Here is a 26,210-nt window from a genome sequence, read left to right as displayed (position 1 = left end):
ATGAGTACTCCGCCTCCATTCTGTGTGATGGGACAAACACGATGTCTAAAACAACACGCAAGCACTCTGATCTTATTTACGAGCTGGAAGACAAACCCCCGTTTTATCAAACCCTGATGGGCGCAGTGACCCATCTGCTGGCGATTTTTGTTCCCATGGTGACCCCGGCGTTGATTGTCGGCGGCGCGCTGGGCCTCTCCACCGAGACCACCGCCTATCTGGTCTCCATGGCGATGATCGCCTCCGGTATCGGCACCTGGCTGCAGGTGAATCGTTATGGCCCCATCGGTTCGGGGCTGCTCTCCATCCAGTCGGTCAACTTCTCCTTCGTGACCGTGATGATCGCGCTCGGCGGCGCCATGAAGAAAGATGGTATCCACGAGGAGCTGATTGTCTCGACCCTGCTCGGGGTCTCCTTTGTCGGCGCCTTTCTGGTGATGGGCTCCTCCTTTGTATTGCCCTATCTCAAGCGGGTGATCACCCCGACCGTGAGCGGGGTAGTAGTGCTGATGATTGGTCTGAGCCTTATCAAGGTGGGGATCATCGACTTTGGCGGCGGCTTCTCCGCCATGAGCAGCGGCACCTTTGGCAAATACGAGAACATCGGGCTGGGGCTGCTGGTGCTCTGCGTCATCGTCGCCTTCAACTGCAGCCGAAGCCCCTTGCTTCGCATGAGCGGGATCGCTATCGGTCTGATGGTGGGCTATGCGGTGGCCCTGATGCTCGGCATGGTGGATTTCTCTGCCCTTGAGAACCTGCCGCTTATCACTGTGCCAATTCCGTTCAAGTACGGTTTCTCCTTCGATTTTCACGCCTTTCTGCTGGCGGGCACCATCTATCTGCTGAGCGTGCTGGAGGCAGTGGGTGACATTACCGCTACCGCCATGGTCTCCCGGCGGGAGATCCAGGGCCCCGAGTTTCAAAAACGCCTCTCCGGCGGCGTGCTGGCCGACGGTCTGGTATCGGTGATCGCCTCGGCACTCGGCTCCCTGCCTCTGACCACCTTTGCCCAGAACAACGGGGTGATCCAGATGACCGGGGTGGCATCCCGTCATGTGGGCAAGTTTATTGCCGTCATGCTGGTGCTGCTGGGGCTCTTCCCTGTAGTAGGGCGCTTCTTCACCACCATACCGTCGCCGGTGATGGGTGGGGCCATGGTCATCATGTTCTCCATGATCGCCATCGCCGGTGGTCGCATCATCATCAGTCACGGCTTCGATCGGCGCGAGACCCTGATTGTTGCCACCTCGCTGGGGTTGGGGCTCGGCGTCTCCTACGACCCGAACGTCTTCAAGGTGTTGCCGGCGGGTATCTACATGCTGGTGGAGAACCCCATCTGCGCTGGCGGCATCACCGCCATCATCATGAATCTGGTGTTGCCGCAAAGCCGCAAGCGCAAGGCGGCTATCAAGGATGCCGAGGCAGTGGAGGTGATCCAGCTGAGCGACAAACCGGATGTGATCTTTACCGCCCGCAGTGCGGGTCAGCCAGGGGGCAGGAAGGGTGAGGATTCACCAGAGCCAGTGCCCGGGCAAGCGGTGGTGCCACAAGTGGAACGGATCTGACGGTTAAACCGACAAAAAACGTCAACAGAACAAGAAAAACAGGGAAACGGTTATGAAAAACGACAACTCTGTCAAAGCGGTGCGTGGCAGCTTCTTCGATATCACCCGGGTGGTGGATCAGCCCGAGGAGATTGAGGCCAATGCCCGTCTTATCGAGGATGGCCTGCTGATCATTCGCAACGGCTGCATCGACTGGTTCGGTCAGTGGGAGGAGGGCAAGGATCGCATTCCGGCCGAGGTGCGGGTGCGCGATTACCGCGGCAAGATGATAGTGCCGGGTTTTGTCGATACCCACATTCACTATCCCCAAAGCGAGATGGTGGGGGCCTATGGCGAGCAACTGCTGGAGTGGCTCAACCGCCACACCTTCCCGGCCGAGCGGCGCTACAACGACCTCGAATATGCCCGCGAGATGTCCACCTTCTTTATCAAGCAGCTGCTGCGCAACGGCACCACCACGGCGCTGGTGTTCGGCACCGTCCACCCCGAGTCGGTGGATGCCCTGTTCGAGGCGGCGAGCCGCATCAATATGCGGATGATCGCCGGCAAGGTGATGATGGATCGCAATGCGCCCGACTATCTGCTCGATACCGCCGAGAGCAGTTATGTGCAGAGCAAGGCGCTTATCGAGCGCTGGCACGGCAACGGTCGCCTGCTCTATGCCATCACACCACGATTTGCACCCACCTCGACACCCGAGCAGCTGGCGATGGCGCGGCGACTGCGCGAAGAGTTTCCCACCACCTATCTGCACACCCATCTGTGTGAAAACAAGGACGAGATCGCCTGGGTGAAATCCCTCTTTCCGGCGCATAAGGGTTATCTCGATGTCTATCACCAGCACGGGCTGACCGGCCACAACTGCGTGTTTGCCCACTGCGTCCATCTGGAAGAGCAGGAGTGGGATTGCCTGAAAGAGACCGGCTCCACCATCGCCTTCTGCCCCACCTCCAATCTTTATCTCGGCAGTGGGCTGTTCAAGCTGCACAAGGCGTGGCGCAAGCAGGTGAAGGTGGGGATGGGCACCGACATCGGCGCGGGCACCACCTTCAACATGCTGCAGACCCTCAACGAGGCCTACAAGGTGATGCAACTGCAGGGCGAGCGGCTCTCGGCCTATCAGGCCTTCTATCTGGCCACGCTGGGCGGGGCCCATTCGCTCGGGCTTGACGAGAAGATCGGCAGCTTTGCGGTGGGCAAGGAGGCGGATTTCGTGGTGCTCGACCCGGTCGCCACCCCGTTGCAGCAGCTGCGTTATGACAACTCCACCACCCTGCGGGACAAGCTCTTTGTGTTGCTGACCCTGGGGGATGACAGGTCCATCTACCGCACCTATGTGGATGGCCAACTGGTACACGAACGGGGGTAGGGAATAGAGGGTGCTGCCTCGGCGCAGCCCCGCAGAATACGGAGGCTGGCGTACTCCAACGGGGGCGCCGGTTCCGCGGCACGACAGGGGATCTCCCCGCAACAGAAGGTGAAATGGCCCGGTTTTTTGACCAGCAAGGCAAACGTTTGAGTCAAAGCTGCCTCTCCTGGTCTCTCTGTCGCTTCAGGCTGTCACTGCACAGGCTGGCATCGACAGATCCGCAGATCCTGCCGCCATTTCGTCATGGAACATTCAGGCGCGTGTGAAGGAGTTGGGTATGACCCAAGCAAACAGCAGGATTAACAGCGTGGAAGGGCAGGCGAATAGTGACGCCAGCCAGAGCGCATCGCAGCAACAGCCGCTCACGGCACTTGATCGCTACTTTATGATCAGCGAGCGGGGCAGCAATATCAGACAGGAGGTACTGGCGGGTCTCACCACCTTCCTCGCCATGGTCTACTCGGTGATCGTGGTGCCGAGCATGCTCGGCAAGGCAGGCTTTCCCCCCGGCGCCGTGTTTGTCGCCACCTGCCTGGTGGCGGGTTTCGGTTCGCTCTTGATGGGGCTCTGGGCCAAGTTGCCGATGGCCATCGGTTGCGCCATCTCGCTGACTGCGTTTACCGCCTTCAGTCTGGTGCTGGGGCAGCAGATCCCGATCCCGGTGGCGCTGGGCGCCGTCTTCCTGATGGGGGTGCTCTTTACCGCCATCTCGGTGACCGGGGTGCGTAGCTGGATCCTCGACAACCTGCCGATGGGGATTGCCCACGGCACCGGTATCGGGATTGGTCTCTTCCTGCTGCTCATCGCCGCCAACGGGGTGGGGCTGGTGATCAAGAACCCGCTGGAGGGGCTGCCGGTGGCGCTGGGGGCCTTTACCTCCATGCCGGTCATCATGTCCCTGATCGGCCTGGCGGTGATCTTCGGGCTGGAGAAGCTGAAAGTACCGGGGGGGATCCTGCTGGTGATCATCGCCATCTCCATCTTTGGTCTCATTTTCGATCCGGCGGTGAAGTATCAGGGGCTATTCGCCCTGCCGAGCCTCTCGGACGCGCAAGGTCAGTCCCTGATCTTCAGTCTGGATATCATGGGGGCCCTCTCGCCGCTGGTGTTGCCGAGCGTGCTGGCGCTGGTGATGACGGCGGTATTTGATGCCACCGGCACCATCCGGGCGGTAGCGGGGCAGGCCAACCTGCTCGATAAAGATGGTCACATCATCAACAGCGGCAAGGCGCTCAGTGCCGACTCGGTCAGCAGCATCTTCTCCAGTCTGGTGGGGGCGGCCCCGGCTGCCGTCTATATCGAATCGGCAGCAGGCACGGCGGCGGGGGGCAAAACCGGCCTGACCGCGACCGTGGTCGGCGGCCTGTTCCTGCTGATGCTGTTCCTCTCGCCGCTCTCCTATCTGGTGCCGGCCTATGCCACCGCGCCAGCCCTGATGTATGTGGGGCTCTTGATGCTGAGCAATGTCACCAAGCTCGATTTCGATGACTTTGTCGGCGCCATGTCCGGGCTGGTGTGTGCGGTCTTTATCGTGCTTACCTGCAACATCGTCACCGGCATCATGCTGGGCTTCAGCTCGCTGGTGATCGGCCGCATCTGCTCGAAGGAGTGGCACAAGCTCAACGTCGGCACCGTGGTCATCGCCCTGGCGCTGGTGCTCTTTTATGCTGGGGGGTGGGCTATTTAGGGATAACCCTCCCGTTTGGGGTCGCACTGGCGGCCCCATTTTTATGCCTGCGTTTTTTATATCTGCTTATGTCTGCGGCGCTCAGCCCGCCCACGCGTGCTATCACGCCTCGGTAGTCTCCGCAGTTGGGTGGTGTCATCGCGGTACCATTTTGATAAATCCCCCTACCAGATTGATAGGCTCTCGCCCTTGTTGTCCTCGCCATGCCGCTTTTTTCACCGCCGATGCGCCCCATGTGTTCAGGAGCAGTGCTTGGTCACTCGCAATGGGCCAACAAAAGCGGGTTAGATGGGATCCCCTTCACACTTCTCCCCATTGTCCTGACGATGGTGGGAAACAGGCGCATATCTTGCTGTTTTTTATGCCGGTTCCAGATTTTTCCCTTCGAAAAAAGGACTTGCATATGTCCATAGGATTACCGCTCAAGCGGGTGGATGCCGAGGCCAAGGTGACCGGCAGCGCCCGCTATACCGATGACAACATCATGCTCGGGATGCGCCACGCCAAGTATGTGCGAAGCAATATCGCCCACGGCAAGGTGCTCGCCATCGATGCGACCGAGGCGCTGGCCCTGCACGGGGTCGAAGCCGTGTTTACTCATGAAGATGTGCCCGCCACCTGTTTTCGCACCGCCGGCCACGCCTGGTCCCTCGATGAGGCCAAGCGGGATGTGAAAGACCGCCGCCTGCTCACCGACCATGTACGTCACTTTGGTGATGGGGTCGCCATAGTTGTGGCGCGCGATCCGCTGGTTGCCGAGAAGGCTGCCGCGTTGGTCAAGGTGACCTACGAGCCGCTGCCGGTGATGACGGATGCCCAAAGCGCGCTGGCCGACGGTGCCTATCCCATCCACCCGAGCGGCAATCTGCTGCGCCAAAGCCAGCTTCGTGCCAATGATCCGGAGCAGGCCATTGCGGCGGCAGATCTGCAGTTTCAGGCACACTATCGGACGCCAGTGGTGCAGCATTGCCATCTGGAGACGGTGACCTGCTACGCCTACATGGATCAGCCGGACCACATCATCGTCGTCAGCAGTACCCAGATCCCCCAGATAGTGCGCAGCCGGGTGGCCAAGTCCCTCGGCCTGCCCTGGTCCAGCGTGCGGGTGATCAAGCCCTATATGGGCGGCGGTTTTGGCAACAAGCAGGATGTGCTGGAAGAGCCGATGGCGGCGTTTTTGAGCTACAAGCTCGGCGGCGTACCGGTCAAGGTGACCCTGAGCCGGGAGGAGTGCTTCTTCGCCTCCCGCACCCGTCACGGCTTTGCCATCGACGGCAAGATGGGCCTCAACCGCGACGGCACCCTCAAGGGCTATCAGCTCGATGTACTCTCCAACACCGGCGGCTATGCCTCTCACGGCCACTCCATCGCCAGTGCTGGTGGCAACAAGATCAGTTACCTCTATCCGCGCAGCGCCTTCGGCTATGACGCCAAGACTTTCTACAGCAACCTGCCCACTGCCGGTGCCATGCGCGGTTACGGCGCGCCGCAGGTGATTTTTGCCCTCGAGTGCATGCTGGATGATGCCTGCGCCGAGTTGGGGTTAGACCCGCTCGATGTGCGGATCGCCAACGTGGCGCGAGAAGGAGATGTCAATCAGGTCAACCAGAAGACCATCTACAGCGCGGGGCTGCCAGACTGCCTGCTGCGTGGTCGCGAGATGTTCGAGTGGGATCGGCTCAAGGCCGAGTGCTTGGGGCAGGATCCGGCGAGCCGGGTGCGGCGTGGCATCGGGGTAGCGTGCTTTAGCTACGGTTCCAATACCTATCCGGTGGGGGTCGAAATTGCCGGTGCCCGTATGCTGCTCAACCAGGATGGCACCGTCAATCTGCAGATCGGCGCCACCGAGATAGGGCAGGGGTCGGATACCGTCTTTGCCCAGATGGCGGCCCAGACTCTGGGGATCCCGTTTGAGCAGATCCGGGTCATCTCGACTCAGGATACCGACATCACCGCCTACGATCCGGGCTCGTTCGCCTCGCGCCAGAGCTATGTGGCGGCCCCCGCTATCCATCAGGCGGCGCTGCAACTGCGGGCCCGCATTTTGTCGCTTGCAGCCCAGCTCTGCCATCAGGATGTGGGATCCCTGACCCTGATCGATGGTTATGTGGTGCTGGCCGGTGCGCCGGACAAGGTGCTGATCAGCGTGGCCGAGGTGTCGGTCAACGCCTATTACCACCTCACCATCGGCGGCCAGATCACCGCCGAGGTCTCCCACAAGACCACCACCAACCCGCCGAGTTTCGGCTGTACCTTTGTCGATCTCAGCGTCGATATCGATCTCTGCAAGGTGACCATCAATCGCATCATTAACCTGCACGATGCCGGCAAGATCCTCAATCCGCAGCTGGCAGAGGGGCAGGTGCACGGTGGCATGGGGATGGGGATCGGCTGGTCGCTGTTTGAGGAGATGATCATCGACGCCAAGACCGGCGTGGTACGTAACCCCAACCTGCTCGACTACAAGTTCCCCACCATGCTGGACTTGCCCGAACTCGAATGCGACTTCGTGCAGACCTATGAGCCCCAGTCGGTCTATGGCCACAAATCACTGGGGGAACCGCCCATTATCTCGCCGGGCCCCGCTATCCGTAACGCCATTCGCATGGCGACCGGGGTGGCCATCAACGAGCTGCCCATCACCCCCAAAACCCTGTTTCGGGAGTTTGTCGCGGCGGGTTTGATTGGCGAGGGCTCAGGGGAGGAGCAACACCATGTTTGATATTGCCCGTTACTACAAGGCGCACAGCGTGGCCGAGGCGGTCGCCCTGCGTCAGGCCGACCCCGAGGCGCGCCTGCTGGCCGGTGGCACCGATGTGATGATCCAGCTTCATCACCTCAACGCCGCCTACCGCCATATCGTCGATATTCACGACTTGCCCGAGCTTAAAGGGGTAAGCGAGTTGCCTGATGGGTCGATCCGTATCGGCTCCGGCACCACCTTTACCGAGATCATCGAAAACGAGCTGGTGCAGCGCCGCCTGCCGATGCTGGCCGAGGCGGCCGCCACCATCGCCGGGCCGCAGATCCGCAACGTCGCCACCTATGGCGGCAATATCTGCAACGGTGCCACCAGTGCCGACTCGGCGGCGCCGACGGTTGCGCTGGAAGCCGAGCTGGAAATTGCCGGGCCAGACGGCACACGCCGCATCCCCATCGCCGGTTTTCACACCGGCCCCGGCAAGGTGGCGCTGCAACCGGCGGAGATCCTGGTGGCGTTTCACTTTGCCCCGGACTCACACCCCCATGTGGGATCCCACTACTTCAAATACGCCATGCGGGGTGCCATGGATATCGCCACCATCGGCTGCGCCGCCTACTGCCAGATTGAGGATGGCCACTTCAAGAGTCTGCGGCTGGCCTATGGCGTGGCGGCTCCGACTCCGGTGCGCACCCCTCACGCGGAAGCCGCGGCCGAGGGGCAACCGCTGACTCGCGCTACACTGGCAGCGATTGCCGAGGCGGTGGTGGCCGATGTGGCGCCGCGTTCCTCCTGGCGGGCAGAGAAGGAGTTTCGCCTGCACCTTATCAAAACCCTGGCGCAGCGGGTGGTCGCCTGCGCAGTCGAACGTGCCGGAGGCAAGATCCTATGATGCAACCGCAAACCTGTCCCGCCGTAGAGATCCAGTGCGAAATCAACGGCAAACCCTACTCCTATGCGGTGTCGCCCACCATGTCGCTGCTTCATTTCCTGCGTCAGCAGGGGCTTATCAGCGTGAAAGAGGGGTGCAGTGTCGGCGAGTGTGGCGCCTGTACCGTGCGGGTGAATGGCACCGCCATCGACAGCTGCCTCTATCTGGCGGTCTGGGCCGATGGCAAATCCATTCGCACCGTGGAGGGGGAGCGCAAAGGCAATGAGCTCTCCGACGTGCAGCAGGCCTTTATCGACGAGGGGGCGGTGCAGTGCGGTTTTTGCACCCCTGGCCTCGTGATGGCGAGCGCGGCCCTGCTCGACAAGACCGAGCGCCGCCCCTTGACCGATGCGGAGATCCGCCGCGGGCTTTCAGGCAACCTCTGCCGCTGCACCGGTTATCAGAACGTGGTGCGGGCGGTGAAAAAGTGCTGCAAGGAGTGATAGTTCGGGGGCCGTGACCGTGAGTGGTGCGCGCCGTTGTTTGAAAAAAGGAAATCAAGCCGCCCCAAAAACCACAGGCCCACCTCGAAAGAGGCGGGCCTGCTGCTGACTGGCGCCAGGAGACATCACACTTTTGGCTGGTCGATCACCAGTTTGCCATCCTTGACCGGAATGGTGGCGCCGGGGGCTTGCTTCATGCGGATCACTCCCTCTTGACCTGCGAGGCGATAGGTCACGTCATAACCGATGGTGTTGACGCTGCTATCCTGCACAGTTTTGCAGCGCTGCTCGGTGGTGGTGTAGGTATCCCCCGCCTGCATATTGCCCTGCACCTGATTACCGGCATAACCCCCCGCAACCGCTCCGGCTGCGGTGGCCACCTTCTTGCCGCTGCCGCCGCCAAACTGGTGGCCGACCACGCCACCCAGCGCCGCGCCGACCACGGTGCCGAGGATCTTGTGCTCATCCTGTACCGGCTTGCGGTGAGTCACGGTGACATTGCGACACTCCTGTCTGGGGGTCTTGATGGTCTCGGTGATCGGCTTGCTGGCGATCACCTCGGCAAAGGTGGGCTGTGGCGTAAAGAGGGAGCCACTGGCTGCCGCCGAGAGCGCCAGGGCCGAGGCGATGCCAATACCGATACCGGCCATCATGGATCTGTTCATTTTATGGTTCTCCTGCATACCCATACGGGCTGTTCCAATCTGGTGCCATCTTGTCATAACCGGTTGGCCGGACAAGGCGAGGGGGGCGGCTCTGCGACAACTGCTGGCAAGGTCAAAAAATAGCCACCCAGAAAAAGTGTCTGGCTTTGGCGACAATGCGCTGAAAGTGACCAGTTTCCGGCGCGTGGCGGGCTCTGTTAGTGCAACAAGGAGCAATTCGAGTCGCATTTTGCAATGACATTCGCGGGCAGAAGGCAAGAGCGGCAAAATGCTGACGACTGTTGGTCAGGCATTTGCCATGAAAGCGGATATCAGTGGTCCGGGATCGGCGCCAACTGGTTGATAAATGGCTATAGCCCCCTTGAGCAGATGCCGATAAGAGATTACGGCAAGCATTTTGCTTTGATTAAGTGGCAGGCAAGGGTGAACGGGTTGGCAGACAGCCGCGTAAGACCTGATATGAAGATGTTCACCCGAGGTCACCGGATCAACGAGGGGGAGATATGTCAATGTTACCCAGCTGGATCACCCCGGCCATCCAGGCCAACATCATCACGGCGCAGCAGGCCGAACGTCTGCTCTCATCCCTCTACCGGCCCCTAGCTGAGCAGGGAGAGGAGCTTCCCGCCGATATCGCTGACATCAGCCTCAAACTCTACTGCTTCCGCCAGCAGGGGCGGGTACGCCACTAAAGCTGAATAAAAACACCCCGCGCCAGGCACGGGGTGTTGTCACTCATGTATTACCGCGTCAGCTGGCCTATCAGGCCATCATCACTTGCGCTACCAGCATCAGGGCGCCAAATCCCAACACAAAGCCCACCATGGGCAGCACGAACTTGACCCACTTGTTGAACTGGATGCCGAGCATCTGCAGAGTGACCAGCACCAGTCCGGTGGGGGCCAGGAACAGCATGGCGTATTGCCCCCAGTTGTAGGCCGACACCACGATATAGCGCGGGATCATCACGGTATCCGCCAGCGGCGCCATGATGGGCATGGAGAGCACCGCCAGCCCCGACGAGGAGGGCACCACCAGCCCCAAGAGGGTGAACACCAACATCTGTGCCACCGCGAACACGGCGCCGTGCATGCCGGAGACCAGATCGGAGGCGTATGCCAGAATGGTGTCCGAGATCATCCCCTGATCCAGCACCAGATTGACCCCCCGTGCCAGCCCGATGATAAGCGAGACCGCCACCAGCTCCGACGCCCCCTGAGTGAAGGCCTCGACCGCCTCTTTCTCTTTGAGACCCGAGATAAAAATGATGATGATGGCGATGGTCAGGAAGGAGGCCGCCATCTGCGGGAACCACCAACCCGCCATGGAGACGCCCCACACCATCAGCGGGAAGGCGAGGATAAACAGGGTCAGAATGATCTTGCGGCGCAGGGTGAAGGGCACCCCTTCGTCCATAGAGCCCTCTTTGAGAAAACGGGCGCGAAAGCTCCCTCTGTCCTCATAGGTGTAGGAGAAGGCCGGGTTGGCCTTGATCTTCTTGCAATACCAGTAGAGATAACCGATCACCACCAGGGTGCCCACCAGACAGCCAACGGCGCGAAAGATCAGTCCCTCGGTAAAGGGAATGCCGGCGGCGTTGGAGGCGATCACCACCGAGAAGGGGTTGATGGTGGAGAAGGTGGTGCCCATGGAGGCGGCGAGGAAGATGGCCCCTACGCAGACGATGGAGTCATAGCCGAGCGCCAGAAAGATGGGCACTAGTATGGGGTAGAAGGCGACCGCCTCTTCCTCCAGTCCGCAGGTGGTGCCTCCCAGCGCCATCACCAAGCAGACCAGCGCCACAAACAGGAACTCGTTGCCCCGGGTCTTGTGTGAGAGGGCGACCAGCCCTGCACTGAAGGCACCGGTCTTGTTGATGACGCCGATCAGCCCCCCCAGCACCAGAATGAAGACGATAATATCCGCCCCCTCGATGGTGCCCTTGACCATGCTGACCGCCACGTCACCGAGCCCCTTGGGTGCCTGCTCCAACCGGGCATAGGTGCCGGGAATGGCGATGGGTTTGCGGATGGTTCCGTTGGTAAATTGTTCCACCGCAATATTGATATTGAGTTTTGCCAACGCGTCCTGAGTGGCGGGTATGCGGCTAATGTCACCCTGTGGGCTATTGACCATCAGGCTTTCACTGGCCGGATTATAAGAGAGTTTGGCATAGGCGCCCGCCGGAATTATCCAGGTCAGCGCGATGGCCAGCAACATAATAAGAAACAGAATAGTAAACGCAGTGGGGAATTGTCTGCGTGGCTTGGTATTCGGCACGGCACACATAAAATGCTCCTTGATAAAGCAGGTTTGGGCTCGGCGGAATATCGGGTCGATAGGGTTTCTGCGTCATATATCTCGAATACGCAAATTCACTGTGGATTGCGTAGTGATTGGCGAGAAATCTGGCCTGATATTGAACATCCGGTAGATTGTTTCACGCTGTAACCGTAACCCGTGCGCGGTGGGATGAACATGGCGCAGTGCTCGCTTTATGGGATGGCTCACAGAATATATTTGTCACAAGTTTGACAGCTGGTATTAAATGAACAGCATTATGCAATAATTATTTCAGTTCACGACCTACGTAACTGGCCTTAAATAAAAATCATGAAAATAGTGTGCTTCGAGATGAATGAAATATCAGATAAGACGTTTTTGATTCAATAATAATCAGGTGTCGTCAGTTTTCGCTATTCGCCAAAAACAGCCTGTGAAAAAAATGGCACGCTTTCCCGTAATGAAATATTTGTTTGCAACGAAGAGCGGGGGGCCCGTTTGACGGGAGGCTACCCCCCCTCTAAGACGTTTTGCTAATACCTGCCGCCACAGGCTCACTGTTAGGCTGTCATCCCCATAAGAGACCAGCGACGGGCAGGATGCCCATGTCGCTTGTTGATCTCTGAATGATCCCGAAACAGCCCGTTGTGTGCCACCCGTGAGGAAGGAACCTGATGACAGTGCAGAATATCTATGAGCGTGACCTTGCCAAAACCGCCGCCAATTTCGAGGCCCTGACCCCCATCAGCTTTTTGGGGCGGGTGGAGCGGGTCTATTCCGACTATCCGGCGCTGATCCACGGTTCGCTGCGCCAGAGCTGGGGCGAGACCGCCCGCCGTTGCCGTCAGCTTGCCTCGGCCCTGCGGCTTAGCGGCATCGGGGAGGGGGATACCGTCTCCATCGTTGCGCCCAATATTCCGGCGATGTTTGAAGCGCACTTCGGGGTGCCGATGAGCGGCGCCATGCTCAACACCATCAATACCCGGCTCGATGCCGAGTCGATGGCCTTTATCTTCCAGCATGCCCAGAGCAAGGTGGTGCTGGTGGACAGGGAGTTTGGCCCTGTGGTGCGCAAGGCGCTGGATCTGCTGGAGAGCCAACCGTTGGTCATCGCCATCGACGATCCCCTCTACCGGGAAGGGGCGCTTGTCAGCGAACTGACCTATGAGGCCTTTATGGCCACTGGTAACGGCGATGAGCCCGGCTGGTTACCAGAGGATGAGTGGCAGGCTATCTCCCTTAACTACACCTCCGGCACCACCGGCAATCCCAAGGGGGTGGTCTATCACCATCGCGGTGCCCACCTCAACGCCATCAACAATGTGCTCTCCTGGGAGCTGCCCAAACACCCCGTCTATCTCTGGACGCTGCCGATGTTTCACTGCAACGGCTGGTGCTTCCCCTGGACGCTGGCGGCCACCGCTGGGGTGAGTGTCTGCCTGCGCCATGTGCAGGCGGCCGCTATTTATGACGCGCTGCACGAGCACAAGGTGAGCCACTTTTGCGCGGCGCCCATCGTGCTCAATATGCTCAACAATGCCGATCCGGCGCTCAAGCAGGGGCTGGATCACCCCATCAAGGTGATGACTGCCGGCGCTGCGCCGCCCGCCACCGTGATTGCCGGCATGGAGGCGATGGGGATCGCCGTGACCCACGTCTATGGCCTGACCGAAACCTATGGCCCCTGCGTGTTGTGCGAACCGCAAAGAAGCTGGCAAGGACAGGATGCAACAACGCTGTCGCGTCTCAAGGCACGGCAGGGCGTCGCATCCCCTCTGCAGGGGGAGATGCGGGTGGTTCATCCGGTCAGCGGCGAATCGGTGGCCAAAGATGGCAAATCCATGGGCGAAATCGTGCTGCGCGGCAATGTGGTGATGAAGGGCTATCTGAAAAATCCCGCGGCCAGCGCCGAGGCGATGGCGGAGGGGTGGTTTCGCAGCGGTGATCTGGCGGTGTGGCACCCGGATGGCTATGTGGAGATCAAGGACAGATCCAAGGACATCATCATCTCCGGTGGCGAGAATATCTCCAGTCTGGAGGTGGAAGATGTGCTCTATCGCCATCCCGATGTTGACGAAGCGGCGGTGATCGCCATGCCCGATGAGACATGGGGAGAGGTGCCCTGCGCCTTCGTGAAACTGAAAGAGGGGCGAGAAACCACCCAGGCGGAGCTGATAGCCTTTTGCCGCGAGCAGATGGCCCACTTCAAGGCCCCCAAGCGCATCATCTTCACCCCCTTGCCGAAAACCTCTACCGGCAAGGTGCAAAAGTTTGTGCTGCGCAAACAGCTGGGATAGCGCTCAACAAGCTCCGTGACAGCGCCAGCGGGGCCCATCGATGTGAGGGAGAACAGCAGGAGAATGGAGGGTCGCAGGCCCTCCCGTCGTTTGGCTAGCCTGCCTTGCAGGCAACGCAATTGCGGCCAGTCTGCTTGGCCTGATAGAGCAGCTGATCGGCGCGGGCGTAGAGGCTCTCCATCAGCTCCCCCTCGCTATTTTCCACCAGACCGGCGCTGATGGTCATGATGAGCACATCGCCATTTGGCAGGGGGAGCGGACTTTGCATCACTTGCTGGCGCAACCGTTCGGCCAGACAGGTTGCCGCCGACAGCGTGGTGTTGGGCAGCAAGATGGCAAATTCGTCGCCGCCGATCCGGGCCAGCACATCCTCGCTGCGCAGCACCGACAGCATCACCTTGCCCAGATGGACCAGCGCCTGATCCCCTAGCGGGTGACCGTAGCGATCATTGATGCACTTGAACTGATCCACATCCAGCACCATCAGCACCGAGCTGAGGTGGTGGCGGATGTTCAGGCTGAGGTTCTTCTCGCACATCTCGAAGAAGAAACGGCGGTTGTAGAGGCCGGTAAGGCCATCGCGCACCGACTGCTGGTGGAGTTGCTCCTTGAGCTGGTGCAGTTCGGTAATGTCAGAGGAGATGCCGATCAGGGTCGGGGTGCCATCGGCCAGCAAAAAGGGCACCTTGACCGACCAGTAGTAGTGCTGATTGCCCTCGCTATCGGTCAGCGTCTCTTCCCCGGCTTGCAGCTCACCGGTTTCGAAGACCCGGTTGTCCAACCGCCACAGTTGGCACGCGCTGGCCGCCGGGATCACCTCGTCATCGCGCCGGTTGATGATCTGCTCGGCAGGCAGACCGAGCAGGCCACACACTTTCTGATTGACGTAGAGAAAGTGGTGCAGGCTGTCCTTCATATAGATATGGGCATCGACGTTGGCGAGGACTATCTCCAGCAACTTGTGCTGTTCTGCCAAACGCGTCTCGATCAGCTTGTGCTCGGTGATATCGGTGGAGATGCCGCACAGGCCGATCAGCGTGCCATCCCTGTCATACATGGGCTTCTTTACGGTCCAGTAGACTCGTTTCTCACCTGTGGGTTTGAGATAGTTGACCTCTTCCCGGGCGATGGCGATCTGCTGATCCAGCACCTGTCGATCGTTTTGCTGAATAGCGTTGGATTCCTCAAAGGAAAAAAAAGACGTGTCATCCTGGCCTTGCAGCTCATCGAGAGTACAGCCAAAGAGATCCAGCACCGCCTGATTGGCATAGGTGTAACGGCCATCCAGATCCTTGGTAAAGAGGTAAGCGCCCATCTCGTTAAAGACGGACCTGAGGTGATCCAGCTCATGCTGCAATCGGGTAGAGAAGGGTTCATCCTTCATGGGGCTGGCCATCCTTGGTCATTGTTCCGGGTCGGTTGTATACGGGGCCAATCTGTATCAACTGCTTTAAATTAAGCACTGATCCTCACATATTTCGCGATTATTTCCGCAGCTTCTGCGCCATGTCACACGGTTGTCATCGCTGGTGAGGTCAAAAGAAATCAGCTGAGTCCGTGGCTATTCTGATCTCCCTTCCCCTTATATCGGCCCGGCATCGTGGGCCATCAGCAGAGAAGTTGACCGGCACTCAAATGCACCAGCCCGAGTGGCACAAAGGGCAACAAACAGGTCTTTAATCAAACTGTTTTCACTGTGTCCCTGATATCATCCCTTGCAACGCAACATGGGGAGGTAGGAGATGGCAGTGGCACCGTTTAAATGGGATGACGCAGTTCAGTGGGACGGGCCGGGGGCCATTGACGGTGTGGTGGAGGAGTTGGCCGGTGATCGGCTGGATCGCGCCCGCTATGCCGAATTTCTGACCAACTACCTTGCCGCCGAAGGCAAGCAGCGCAACTATGTGCTTAACCTCAATGCCGAGTGGGGGGCGGGAAAAACCTGGTTTATCAAGCGCTGGTATATGGAGCTGAAAGCGCACTATCCCACCGTCTATATCGATGCCTGGCAGCAGGACTTTTCTGATGATCCCTTATTGACGGTTATTTCGTCGATTATCGACCAGTTAAAAATGATTGCGGGAAAAGAAAACCCGATTCCAGAAGGAATGCGTCAGCGGCTACTGGGATTATTTAAGGTCGGTGGCAAACTGGTGCTGAAAGCGGCAATCAAAAAAGCAGGTTTGGAGGATGAGGATTTTTCTCTGGAAGGGGAGGATGCCAATCAGCTGGTCGATGCGTTATGTAGCAATCAGAAGGAGCGTTATGAATCTATTCAGTATCTTAAACAAGAGATACTGCAATGGGTGGCAGGCGCTGTTGTTTTAGGTAAAGGAAAGCTGGATTATCCTGCTTTTATTTTGATTGATGAACTGGATCGCTGTCGCCCCTCTTATGCGGTAGAGATGCTGGAGACCATCAAGCATATCTTTGATATTCAGGGTGTAGTATTTGTACTGGCAACAGATACTGAGCAGTTACAGCATGCCATCAAGGTCATTTATGGCGAAGGTTTCGATGCAGAAAGCTATCTTGGGCGATTTTTCCATAGACGATTTACGTTAGGCAGTATCTCTCGGCGAGAGTTCATTCAGCAGGCAATATCAGATAAAAAATTGCAGCTTGAACATGTTAATGTATGGCCAGAGATAACGGATAGCCAAGTATTGGTAAATATATTGACAGCTGTCTGTGATCATTTTTTATTGAGTTTAAGAAAAACAGAACAAGTGCTTGATAGAACGATCGCTTCCATCGTTAATTACGAAGGTTGCACACTAAATCTGATTTTTCTTGTCTATCTGTTCTCTCTATGCGAGAAAAACAATGAAGATTATCGTGCTGTAGCGGATGGCAAAATGCCTACGACAGATAATCATCCTAAGCTGAAAGGGTTTAATGCACTTACAAATGAGTATGGAGAACAATACTTTCAGTGTTTTATAAAGGCTAGGAGTGCTATAGGTTACTACATTGATGTGTCTGATAATGAACGATATATTAATCCATTCAGAGATGCCGAGCATTTAATATCTTTAAGGGAGCTATTAATTATGTCTTACAATAGCATTGTTCATCCGAATTCTGATAGTGGGTATTCTTATCAATTTAATTCGTTAGCGAGAGAGTACTCCAAAAGAAGGCGGGATTTAACTGTGAAAGAGAGTTCTCTTTTGGTAGAAAAAGAATTATCACTATTGGAACGACGTTTAACAACCTATAAGAACTTAGTCGAGCTGGCTGTACATCTTGACTAAATAAAACCGGGAAATCCCGGCTTTATTATCAGTTTATTTATTATGCCGCTCATAAAGTCGCTGCACCACATCCTGTAATCCCAGTCCTTCGTTTTGCAGCAGCACGGTCAGGTGGTAGAGCAGATCGGCGGATTCGTTAATGAGCTCCTCCCGATCCTTGGCCATGGCGGCCAGCGCTACCTCGACACCTTCTTCACCGACCTTCTGGGCGATGCGCTTGGTGCCTTTACCGTAGAGGCTGGCGGTGTAGCTGGTGGCCGGATCGGCCCCTTTGCGGGCGGCCAGCACCTGCTCCAGTTCAGCCAGAAAACCGAGGGGCGGCACCGGGTGACCATGGAAGCAGGAGGTTGTCCCCTTGTGGCAGGTGGGGCCGACGGGGTTGGCGGCGATCAGCAGGGAGTCCTGATCGCAGTCGGTGCTGATGGCCACGAGTTTGAGCACATTGCCCGAGCTTTCACCCTTGGTCCAGAGCCGCTGTTTGCTGCGGCTAAAGAAGGTGACCTGACCGGTAGCCAGGGTCTTTTCCAGCGCCTCGCGGGTCATAAAGCCCTGCATCAGCACCTCGCCGCTGGCGGCGTGCTGGACGATGGCGGGGATCATGCCGTCGCACTTAGCCCAGTCGAGCTGTTTAATTAATGAGCTGGAATTATGCACGGGAATCGGCTCCTCTATTATCAGACCGGCACTCAGGGCGGGGGATCATGGCGCATTTGCACTTAGCCCAGTCGAGCCGCTCCACGAGCGGGATCTGGTTTGCAATCTCTTGATTATTCACGGATGGCGACTCCTTCATTTTTCAGCCAGCGTTTCAATTCGGGAATGGGGATAAGGCCCTTGTGGAACACCGAGGCGGCCAGCGCTCCGTCCACATCGGCGAGGGTAAAGGCATCGCGAAAGTGCTCCATGGCACCGGCGCCGCCGGAGGCAATCAGCGGCACCTTGCAGACGCTGCGCACCAGTTTGAGCTGCTCGAGATCATAACCCTGGCGCATGCCGTCCTGATTCATCACGTTCAGCACGATTTCGCCCGCGCCGCGTTTTTGCACCTCCTGCACCCAGTCGAGGGTGTGCCAGGCGGTGGTGCGGGTGCGGCTCTCGTCACCGGTAAACTGTTTGACCTGATAGTGGCCCGTTTCGGCATCGAAGTAGGAGTCGATCCCCACTACCACACACTGCACGCCAAAGCGCTCGGCCAACCGGCTGATGAGGGTCGGATCGGCCAGCGCCGGGGAGTTGATGGAGACCTTGTCGGCACCAAATTCGAGGATCTGGCGGGCATCCTCCACGCTTTTGATGCCACCGGCGACGCAGAAGGGAATATCGATCACCTCCGCCACCCGGCTTACCCAGCTCTTGTCTACCACCCGCTCGTCGCTGGAGGCGGTGATGTCATAGAACACCAGCTCGTCAGCCCCCTCCTCGGCGTAGCGGCGCGCCAGCTCGACAATGCCGCCCATCACCTCATGATTTCGAAATTGCACTCCCTTGACCACCACGCCATCTTTGACGTCGAGACAGGGGATAATACGCTTTGACAACATGCTCGTTGCTCCATGTAACGCACGGTTAAAACATCATGTTTGCCGACTGACTTCCAGGTCAGGCGGGTAACGCCAATGACATGCTTTCACAGCGGGATCCGTTGTGGAAAAAGACGCGGTTTGAGGTGCGTGCTTGCCGGGGGAACCACCACTATATGCATGACTTTATTCAGTGATTCAACCCTTTATCCCTCTTTGTCGTCCCGGATGGGCGGCCACTGGTCACCTTGGCCGTCACATCGTCGCCGTGGAGGGCGCGCAGGGTCAGCAGGGCCGCATCGAAGTCGAAGCCTCGCAGTTGCCTTGCCAGCAAGGGGCCTTTGGGGCCCAGGCTTACCAGCAGGCTGTCGGCATGCTGTTCGAACAGGGGGATAACGGCCGTGTCGCTTTGCAGCAGCAGTCCTTCCATCTGGCGCAACCACTGTTGCTGCTGATGGTGACTGGCCGGAGAGGCGGCCTTGGCAGGTTCGGTTTCTACATCCCCCAGTTGCCGGGTCAGTTGGGCTAGTAGCGAAGAGATCTGCGCCATCAGCTCACCCCGGGTGTCGGGAGACCGGGCAAGGGCATGTTCGAGCTGCAAAGCAAGGTCGGCCAGCGTCGTCAGCCCCAGGGTACCGGCAACGCCGCGCAATGTGTGCACCAGTCGGCGGGCAGCCTGTTGATCCTGTGCTTGCAGCAACCGGGTCAATTGCGCCATATCCTGGCTGTGTTCCAGCGTGAAATGGCGCAACAAGGCGAGGTATTTCGGCTGATTGCCCTGCAGGCTGGCGAGTCCGGCGGCGAGATCCATCCCCGGCAAGCTCTGCAGCCTGACGAGCGGGGGCAGCAGGGGGTCGCTGGCCGCTTGTCGAGTCTCTTGAAGGGGTGAGGCGGCCGCGGGCAACCAGAGCCGCAGCGCCTCGAACAGTTTGGCCGGGGTCACGGGCTTGGCGATAAAGTCATTCATGCCTGCCGCCTCGCACGCCTTGCGATCTTCTTCATAGGCGCTGGCGGTGAGTGCCAGAATAGGCACCTTGTCCCAGCCTAGCAGGGCCCGGATGGCACGGGTGGCACTGTAGCCATCCATCAGCGGCATCTGGATGTCCATCAGGATGAGATCGAAAGGGTGCTGGCTGACACGTTCCAGTGCTTCCTGACCATTGACTGCGGTTTCAATCACCAGCCCGCTGTTGTTGAGCAGCTCCAGAACCACCTCGCGGTTGATGGCGTTGTCCTCCACCAGCAACACCCTCGCATGGTTGGCAAAATAGATCGTCTGTTGCACCGTCTGCTCAAGGGGGGCGGGTTGTTGTGGCTCACCGCGCCCCGGGGACAGCCGGGCAGTAAACCAGAAGAGGCTGCCCTTGCCCGGTGTGCTGCTGACACCCACCTCGCCCCCCATCAGGGCGGCTAGCCGACTGGTAATGGCGAGCCCGAGTCCGGTACCGCCGTATTTGCGGGTGGTGGAGACATCGGCCTGCTCGAAGGCCTGAAACAGCTTTTTCCGTTGCTCCTTGCTGATACCGATGCCGGTATCCTCCACTTCAAAGCGCAGCAGATAGCCGCTTGGCAGCGGTTGCTGTACCCGCACTCGCAGGGTGATTGACCCCTGCTCGGTAAACTTGATGGCGTTGGCGGCATAGTTGAGCAGTGCCTGGCGCAGTCGGGTGATATCGCCATGAACCCAGGCGGGGGTGTCACCGATGTCGATGATGATGGTGAGCCCCTTGGCTCTGGCCTGCTCGCTCATCAGGGCACTGACGTTGTCCAGCATGGCTGTGAGGGAGAAATCGTCCAGCTCCAGCGCCAGTTTGCCCGCGTCTATCTTGGAGAGATCCAGGATGTCATTGATGATGCTGAGCAGGTGTTGGGCGGCGTTGTCGATTTTTTCCAGCCGTTCATGCTGGGTGCCGTCGGGGGTATCTCGCTTGAGCAGGTAGGTGAGACCCAGGATGGCATTCATGGGGGTGCGAATTTCGTGACTCATGTTGGCAAGGAAGGCACTCTTGGCGCGGTTGGCACTCTCCGCGCGTTGGTGAGCCTGCGCCAGCTGCAAGGTGCGCTCATTGACCATCTCTTCCAGATGGTAGCGGTATTGATCCAGCTCCTCGCCGAGCTGTTTTTTCTCCGTGATGTCGGCCTGCACGGTGACAAAGTGGCTGATCTCGCCGTTCTCCTGACGGATGGGGGAGACGGTGGCCAGCACCTGATAGTGGGAGCCGTCCTTGCGTCGGTTGATAAACTCACCGTGCCAGCGCTGACCATGCTTGATGGCATCCCACAGGGCCACATAGGTCGCCTGCGGGGTGAGCCCCGATCGCAGCAGAGAGGGGGTCTGGCCTATCACTTCGCTCTTCTGATAGCCGCTGGCGGCAAGGAAGGCGGCATTGACATACTCGATGCGAGAGTCGATATCGGTGATAAAAACGCCGTCAGGGCTCTGCTCCAGCGCCAGCGAGAGCTGGCGCAACTGTTGCTCGGCCTGTTTGCGCTCGGTGATGTCTAGGTGTATGCCCAGCAGGCGTAGCGGTTGCTGTTGTGCATCCCGATAGACGCTGCCCTTGCTGCTGATCCAGCGTACGCTGCCATCTGGCAGCAAAATACGAAATTCGAGATCCAGCGGGCGGGGCGGTTGGGGCAGTTGGGCCAACAGCGCGGCGATGCGGGGTTGATCATCGGGATGCAGACAGGCTTGCCAGTCATTGAAATGGCCGAGTTGTTCCACGCTGCGGCCATAGAGACGGGCGCATTCGGCCGAGAAGAAGATCCTGCCGCTCGGGATCTCCCACTCCCAGATACCTGCATGGGCCCCTTCCTGCGCCATCAGCAGCCGCTGTTCGCTTTCCCGCAGGGCGGCGCTGGTACTTTCGGCCTTGATACGGGCGCTGATGGCATCATCCATCAGATTCAGCGCCGCCAGACGGGCACGGCGCTGGGTATCGAGCGCCAGTTGCTGATTATGCAGCAACTGCTGCTCGGCCAGCTTGCGCTCGGTGATGTCCTGCACGGTGCCATACAGCTCGACGATGGTGCCGTCACTGTTGCGCAGCGCCGCTCCCCGGGCAATGATCCAGACAGATCCTTCGTGCTCGTGGAGCACCTCGGCGTCGCACTCGTAGGGCTGACCGTCTTGCAGGCAGCGTTCTACGGCCTGGGAAATAGCGCGCCATCCTTCCTGACTGAAATACTTTTTCACTTCCGGATAGATGGCTGGCGGCAGCGCGGGATCTCGGCCATAGATGCGGTAGATCTCCTGCGACCAGAAATGGGTATCGTCGGCAATGTGCCAGCGCCAGTTGCCTATCTTGGCCAGGTGCTGGGATTCACGCAAGATCACCTCGTTGCGGCGCAGGGCCTCTTCGGTCTCCTTGCTCTGCTGATTATCCTCGATGATGGAGATGAAATAGTCTGGCTCGCCGTTGAGATCCCTGACCAGCGCCACTGTCAGGGTGACCCAGAGTACCTCGCCGCCCTTGCGCAGGTAGCGCTTCTCCAGGGTGTAGTGGGGGCGTTTCCCCGCCAGCATCTGGGCCACATAGGACTGGTCGATGAACAGATCGTCCGGATGAGTGACCTGCTGAAACGTCATGTTCATCAACTCGTCGGCCTGATAGCCCACCATGTCGCACAAACGCTGGTTGACCCGCAGCCACTTGCCATCGGGAGAGACGAGGGCGATGCCCACTGCGGCTTGCTCGAAGGTCGCCTGGAAACGGGTTTCACTCTGCTGCAGGCGGGACTGGGTACTCAGCAACTCCTGCCAGCGCTGGATCTCTCTGGCCCGCGAGTTGTGCATGGCGGCACTGAGCAGACTGATGAGGACACCGTTGGCAATCAGGATCCCCCATTGCACCAGATCCTGTCCCATGCCGATGGCGAGCTGATGCAGCGGCGGCAGCACGTAGTAGGTGGTGATCAGGGCCGTCACCAGGGTGCTGAGCAGACCCGGCAGCAGGCCGCCGAGCAGGGCACAGACAATGATGGGTAGCATGAACAGCACCAGCAGGGGCCGCTCGCCAAAGGCGATGGGCAGCTGGATCCTGAGCTGCAGCATCAACAGTGGCAGCAGCAGAGCCAGTAGGCATGCTCCCCACTGTTGCCGAGACCCTCGTTTTTGCCATGCGCCGAGCCACTGCATCATAGGGACTCCTCGGGGGGCGGTGGTGCCTGTGGATAGGGTGGTTGCTGTCCGATCTGGCGTGACAACTCATTGATCTGATGTTTGAGTGCCAGCATGGCCAGCTCCCTGTCCACCATCACCCGGTTGAAACGCTCCAGTTCGCTGTTCTGCTGACGCAGCTCCATGGCCTGTCGGGTCAGCGCCTGCTCGACTTGCTCCCGCTCGGTCACATCCAGCAACAGGCCGAGTACGGCGGGCTGGCCGCGGTAGTCCACATGCCGTCCGTAGAGCTCTACCTCTATGTTCTGCTGATCGTGATGCAGCGCGGTGAAGCGGGTGTGGATCTCGCACTCCTCCTGCTCGCAGTGCTGCAGTTGTTCCGCCACTCTGGCGCTGTCTTTCGGGCTGATCAGGGCGGGCAGGGTCCCCACCCTGAGCAGGGCGTGGGTGGAGGGGTAGCCAAACAGACGGGCAAAGCCCGGATTGATATAGCTAAGCTCTCCCCGCTGAATGATGTAGATCCCAGCGAGAGATTGCTCCACCAGCGCGCGAAACAGCCCCTCCCGCTCCTGCAATCCGGCTTCGGCGCGCTTGAAGTCGGTGATGTCGCGGGAGATGCCGAAGATGCCGATCACCTCGCCATCGCTGCCTTGCAGTGGTCCCTTGGTGGCGAGAAATACCCGGTCACCGCTTGGCAGGGTCAGGTACTCTTCCCGCGTTTCGACCTTGTTGCTGGCGATCACCTGGCGTCCCAGCTCCATCAGCATCTGTGCCTGTTCGGGGGGAAAGATGGCCAGGTCATCCTGTCCCAGGATCTCTTCGGGTGACTTGCCCACAAACTGGCAAGCAGCCCGATTGAACAGGATGTATTTGCCCTCCTTATCCTTGGCGAAGATGGCATCTTCCGAACTGTCGGCAATGGCGGAGAGCAGTTGCAGTGCCTGCAATCGACCCGCCTGGGAGTGGCGTACCTGCTCGGCGATTTGCAGCTGTGTATGCTGACGCAACAAAATGATGCCGGTGTTGGCGATGAAGAGCACCAGCAGGCCAGTCAACACAATCCAGATGCTCTCCCGGAGGGCGGACTGATTGAGCTCGGATCTGTCTATCTTGGCCAGCAGATACCAGTCGGTGCCAACCACCCCGGTGATGGTGCCAAATACCGCGATATCACGGTAGTCCTTGCCAAAGAAGAGCCGGGGACCGCCCGTTTTGTCATGCTGGCGCAAAAACTGGGCGGCCAGCAGCTCCTTTTGCTGCAGCGGCAGTTGCAGGGTGAGCGCCGAGCCGGGCCGGTAGCGAACATCGTTGAGATATTGCACCTGTTCGCCGTGCTGGCGAAATAGCATGGCTTCACCGCTGCTGTCGGGAATGGGCCAGCTTCTGAGGATCTGGTTGATCCAGTCGCTGCCGTTGGTCTGCAGCACGATGAAGGAGAGAGGGCCCGTACCGGCGGGCAACGGTGCGACAAAGTCGAGCCTGGGCTGTGACCGGGCATCGAGATAGGGGCCTACCCGCAGGATCTTGCCGGCTTCAAGTCCCTTGAGCGCCTCGCGCAAAGGAGGGGTCATGTCACCGGCTAACGGAGTGCTGAGCAACCGCTGTTGATCCGGTCCAAACAGGGTGGCGCCATCAAATCCGCGCAAGGAGACAAACTCAATGAGGCGTTCCTGCAATTGCTGACGTCCGGCCGGGCTGTCAGCGCGGGAAAGCAGTCCGGTGTAAAGCGGGTTTTCAATGAGCTGGCGGGCATCTTGTTCCCGGTTTTCGAGCCATTCGGTAATGCGTGTGCTTTTAAGATCGGCGATAGCCTCGATAAGGGCAACCTCCTTGTCCCGGGTCTGTCCCAGATTCTGGGCGATGGCCATGCCGGTCAGTACCATGATCAAGCTGTTGAGCAGGATAAAGGGGCGCAGTTGGCGTCTGGAGAGGCGGCTGCTCACCGTGGGTTGATCGATACGTCGGCGCAGCATGGCATAGAGCATGAACGCCGTAATCAGAATAAACAGCCAGCCCTTGAGGGTGCTGGCCAGGGCAAACTGGGCCGGTGAGCGAAACAGTAACTCCACCGCCTTGTCAGAGAGCAGGATCCACAGGCTGGCCACCGCAGCATAGGTGAGTACCACATTGAGGACATGGGCGCGGGTAAACGGAGGCTGTTTAGCCATGCGTCGCCTCACTGTCATCCTGATAGCGCTCGGCGATGGCGACAAATTGCTCGAAATGGCTGTCAAACGCCGCCACCACATCCGGATCGAAATGTTGGCCGCTCCCCGAGAGGATCAGGGTCCTGGCCTCCTCATAAGGCATGGCGGGTTTGTAGACGCGGACATTGATGAGGGCATCGAAAACGTCAGCCAGCGCCATCAATCTTGCCGAGAGGGGAATGGCATCCTCCTTCAGTCCATCGGGGTAACCGCTGCCGTCCCACTTCTCGTGGTGCCAGTGGGCAATCTCCTTGGCCAGGGTGAGGAATGCCAGAGGTTGCTCTATGTCTTGTTCTGCCTGCTCGATGGCGTCGCTGCCGAGTTTGGCGTGAGTGCGCATGACGTCCCACTCCTCTGCGGTCAACTTGCCGGGCTTGCGCAGAATGTGATCGGGAATCCCCACCTTGCCGATGTCGTGCAGAGGGGCCGAGCGACTCAGCAGATCGATGTAACGAGGCGTCAGGGTATCGCTAAAGCGGGGGTGACTGGCCAGCGCACAAGCCAGTTGCCGCACGTAGCCCTGGGTGCGCAGTATGTGGTTGCCGGTCTCGGGGTCGCGGATTTCTGCCAGATGAGCCAGCGCCCGAATGGAGACCTGCTGGATAAGATCATTCTCGGTCATCCGGCGGGCCACTTCCGCTTCCAGCGCGGCATTTTGATCCTGCAGCCCGTCACGGGCCCGCTTGGCATCCAGCTGGGTACGTACCCGTGCCTGGACGATGGTCGGTTTGATGGGTTTGGTGATGTAGTCGGCGGCCCCGAGAGAGAGACCGAACTCCTCGCTCCGGGGATCGGCCAGGGCGGTCAGCAACACCACGGGAATGGTGCTGGTCTGCGGGTTGGCGTGCAACTGTTTGAGGACGTCATAGCCATCCATGCCCGGCATCATCACATCCAGCAAGATGAGATCGGGCACGGTTTTGCTGTTGGCAATGCGCAAGCACTTCTCTCCGCTCTGAGCGGCCAGCACCCGATAGGTGGGAGAGAGCAGGTCGGTCAACACCATCAGATTCTCGGGAGAATCATCGACAATCAGGATGGTGGCGGAGTGAGATGTGAACATAAGCGCTCCGTGACAGTGTCGCAATGAGTTCGAGTGTAGAGTCAATTGTTACCAATGGGTAGGGACTTGGCGCGATCTACCCCTTGATGGAGAGGCTTCCGG

The 26,210-nt window shown here is 58.9% G+C and carries 17 protein-coding genes; 9 read left to right on the top strand and 8 right to left on the bottom strand.

Annotation, left to right across the window (positions count from 1 at the left end; genetic code table 11):
• The first annotated feature begins 41 nt into the window (after positions 1-41).
• The 6 genes from OKC27_RS06620 (at position 42) to xdhC (ending at position 8,696) form a co-directional block, all read left to right on the top strand.
• Positions 42-1,565, top strand: a complete 1,524-nt coding sequence (locus OKC27_RS06620; protein ID WP_182939646.1) for a nucleobase:cation symporter-2 family protein — start codon at positions 42-44, stop codon at positions 1,563-1,565.
• 52 nt (positions 1,566-1,617) lie between these two features.
• Positions 1,618-2,934, top strand: coding sequence for a guanine deaminase (gene guaD / locus OKC27_RS06615; RefSeq protein ID WP_042062623.1), 1,317 nt, complete (start codon positions 1,618-1,620; stop codon positions 2,932-2,934).
• 385 nt (positions 2,935-3,319) lie between these two features.
• On the top strand, positions 3,320-4,621 hold the full coding sequence (locus OKC27_RS06610) for an NCS2 family permease (protein WP_197931153.1): 1,302 nt from the start codon (positions 3,320-3,322) through the stop codon (positions 4,619-4,621).
• A 403-nt stretch (positions 4,622-5,024) separates the two neighbouring features.
• On the top strand, positions 5,025-7,343 hold the full coding sequence (gene xdhA, locus OKC27_RS06605) for a xanthine dehydrogenase molybdenum-binding subunit XdhA (RefSeq protein ID WP_270693871.1): 2,319 nt from the start codon (positions 5,025-5,027) through the stop codon (positions 7,341-7,343).
• Positions 7,336-8,214: a xanthine dehydrogenase FAD-binding subunit XdhB gene (gene xdhB, locus OKC27_RS06600; RefSeq protein ID WP_182939647.1), complete on the top strand. Its 879-nt coding sequence runs from the start codon at positions 7,336-7,338 to the stop codon at positions 8,212-8,214. Before xdhA ends, xdhB begins: the two co-directional genes overlap by 8 nt.
• Complete coding sequence (xdhC, locus tag OKC27_RS06595; RefSeq protein WP_182939648.1) at positions 8,211-8,696, top strand: xanthine dehydrogenase iron sulfur-binding subunit XdhC; 486 nt, start codon at positions 8,211-8,213, stop codon at positions 8,694-8,696. The genes xdhB and xdhC overlap by 4 nt, the downstream gene beginning before the upstream one ends.
• A 125-nt stretch (positions 8,697-8,821) precedes the next feature.
• Here xdhC and OKC27_RS06590 read toward each other — a convergent pair whose 3' ends face one another.
• Positions 8,822-9,361: a glycine zipper 2TM domain-containing protein gene (locus tag OKC27_RS06590; RefSeq protein WP_042062616.1), complete on the bottom strand. Its 540-nt coding sequence runs from the start codon at positions 9,359-9,361 to the stop codon at positions 8,822-8,824.
• Between the two features lie 503 nt (positions 9,362-9,864).
• Between OKC27_RS06590 and OKC27_RS06585 the strand changes: the two genes are divergently transcribed.
• Positions 9,865-10,053, top strand: a complete 189-nt coding sequence (locus OKC27_RS06585; RefSeq protein WP_040069812.1) for a hypothetical protein — start codon at positions 9,865-9,867, stop codon at positions 10,051-10,053.
• A gap of 70 nt (positions 10,054-10,123) precedes the next feature.
• On the opposite strand, the gene OKC27_RS06580 is transcribed toward OKC27_RS06585, so the two are convergent.
• The gene (locus OKC27_RS06580; RefSeq protein ID WP_182939649.1) at positions 10,124-11,650 is read right to left on the bottom strand and encodes a YfcC family protein; all 1,527 of its coding nucleotides are present in this window, start codon (positions 11,648-11,650) and stop codon (positions 10,124-10,126) included.
• A gap of 668 nt (positions 11,651-12,318) precedes the next feature.
• On the opposite strand from OKC27_RS06580, the gene OKC27_RS06575 reads away from it, so the two are divergent.
• Positions 12,319-13,941: an acyl-CoA synthetase gene (locus tag OKC27_RS06575; protein ID WP_270806018.1), complete on the top strand. Its 1,623-nt coding sequence runs from the start codon at positions 12,319-12,321 to the stop codon at positions 13,939-13,941.
• A 94-nt stretch (positions 13,942-14,035) separates the two neighbouring features.
• Here OKC27_RS06575 and OKC27_RS06570 read toward each other — a convergent pair whose 3' ends face one another.
• Positions 14,036-15,325, bottom strand: a complete 1,290-nt coding sequence (locus tag OKC27_RS06570; protein ID WP_182939651.1) for a sensor domain-containing diguanylate cyclase — start codon at positions 15,323-15,325, stop codon at positions 14,036-14,038.
• 358 nt (positions 15,326-15,683) lie between these two features.
• Here OKC27_RS06570 and OKC27_RS06565 point away from each other — a divergent pair, with 358 nt between their 5' ends.
• Positions 15,684-17,198, top strand: coding sequence for a KAP family P-loop NTPase fold protein (locus OKC27_RS06565; protein ID WP_182939652.1), 1,515 nt, complete (start codon positions 15,684-15,686; stop codon positions 17,196-17,198).
• Positions 17,199-17,231: 33 nt separating this feature from the next.
• Here OKC27_RS06565 and hisIE read toward each other — a convergent pair whose 3' ends face one another.
• From hisIE to OKC27_RS06540, 5 genes are all read right to left on the bottom strand, one after another.
• Complete coding sequence (gene hisIE, locus OKC27_RS06560) at positions 17,232-17,852, bottom strand: bifunctional phosphoribosyl-AMP cyclohydrolase/phosphoribosyl-ATP diphosphatase HisIE (RefSeq protein ID WP_269475378.1); 621 nt, start codon at positions 17,850-17,852, stop codon at positions 17,232-17,234.
• A gap of 113 nt (positions 17,853-17,965) precedes the next feature.
• Positions 17,966-18,739: an imidazole glycerol phosphate synthase subunit HisF gene (gene hisF / locus OKC27_RS06555; RefSeq protein ID WP_042655750.1), complete on the bottom strand. Its 774-nt coding sequence runs from the start codon at positions 18,737-18,739 to the stop codon at positions 17,966-17,968.
• A gap of 169 nt (positions 18,740-18,908) precedes the next feature.
• Positions 18,909-22,856, bottom strand: a complete 3,948-nt coding sequence (locus tag OKC27_RS06550; protein ID WP_182939742.1) for a PAS domain S-box protein — start codon at positions 22,854-22,856, stop codon at positions 18,909-18,911.
• Positions 22,856-25,006, bottom strand: a complete 2,151-nt coding sequence (locus tag OKC27_RS06545; protein ID WP_182939653.1) for a PAS domain-containing protein — start codon at positions 25,004-25,006, stop codon at positions 22,856-22,858. The genes OKC27_RS06550 and OKC27_RS06545 overlap by 1 nt, the downstream gene beginning before the upstream one ends.
• Entirely contained in the window at positions 24,999-26,108 is a 1,110-nt protein-coding gene (locus OKC27_RS06540; RefSeq protein WP_182939654.1) for a response regulator, read from the bottom strand. The genes OKC27_RS06545 and OKC27_RS06540 overlap by 8 nt, the downstream gene beginning before the upstream one ends.
• Positions 26,109-26,210 lie beyond the last annotated feature (102 nt).

It is taken from the genome of Aeromonas sp. QDB62 (assembly GCF_027705695.1).
GTDB classification, from domain to species: Bacteria; Pseudomonadota; Gammaproteobacteria; order Enterobacterales; family Aeromonadaceae; genus Aeromonas; species Aeromonas allosaccharophila.
This window is presented reverse-complemented; position numbering and strand designations above follow the sequence as displayed.